The sequence below is a fragment of the Falsiroseomonas oryzae genome (genome assembly GCF_027856955.1).
GTDB lineage: Bacteria > Pseudomonadota > Alphaproteobacteria > Acetobacterales > Acetobacteraceae > Falsiroseomonas > Falsiroseomonas oryzae.
On sequence record NZ_JAPSMD010000934.1, the window covers coordinates 1 to 763 of the forward strand.

Genomic DNA, 763 nt, shown 5'->3' on the forward strand with positions numbered 1-763 from the left:
CGACGTGACGGTCGCGGCGGCCAGCCGGGCGTCCCGCTGGTGCTCGGCGGCGAGCCGCTCCAGCGCGCCGGCGGCGTCGTGCGGGCGGAGGCGCGGGTAGAGCGAATGCTCCTCGTCGGCGATGTGCAGCGGCAGTTCCTGCGTGAGCCAGCGCAGCAGCGCCTGCGCCATCACGCGGGCGCCGCGCGCCGCCGGGGCGCGCGCCAGCCGCTCGAGATGCGCCAGCAGGACGAGCTGCCGCGCATGCTCGGCCGAGAGGAAGGCGACGGGATCGGCGATCAGCGCCTGCGCCAGCGGCGCCACGCCGAAGCCCGGAACCGCCGGCGCCGTCATGGCGCGCCTACTGCACCAGCGGCCCGTCGGCGCCGGCGGAGAGGACGATGCCCTCCACCTGCGCGCGGGAGGCCAGCAGCGCCATGAACTGGTGCGCGGCGCGGCGCCAGGCGGACTCGCGCAGCCAGCCCGCGATGCGGTCCTGCACCGCATCGAAGGGCAGGTCCCGGCCCTCGGCGCGCTCCAGCACGCGGACGACATGGAAGCCGTAGCGGCTCTCCACCACGGCGTCGTGCACCGCGCCGGCCGCGGTCGCGCGCAGCGCGGCCTCGAACTCCGGGACGGTGCTGCCGGAGGTCACCAGGCCGAGATCGCCGCCCTGCTCGCGCGACGGGCAGTCGGAGATGGCGCCGGCGAGCGCGGCGAGGCGCGACGGGTCGGCCTTCACCTCGGCCAGCGCGGTCTCGGCGCGGGCGCGGGCGGCGGCGCG

The 763-nt window shown here is 78.1% G+C and carries 2 protein-coding genes; both read right to left on the minus strand.

The window, feature by feature from the left end; translation table 11 throughout:
- Positions 1-333 (minus strand): hemerythrin domain-containing protein (locus OZN99_RS32775; RefSeq protein WP_270939353.1); only part of this gene is annotated, 333 nt, incomplete at its 3' end.
- A gap of 7 nt (positions 334-340) precedes the next feature.
- Positions 341-763, minus strand: a 423-nt coding sequence (locus OZN99_RS32780; protein WP_270939354.1) for a peptidylprolyl isomerase, incomplete at its 5' end; no start/stop codon positions are given.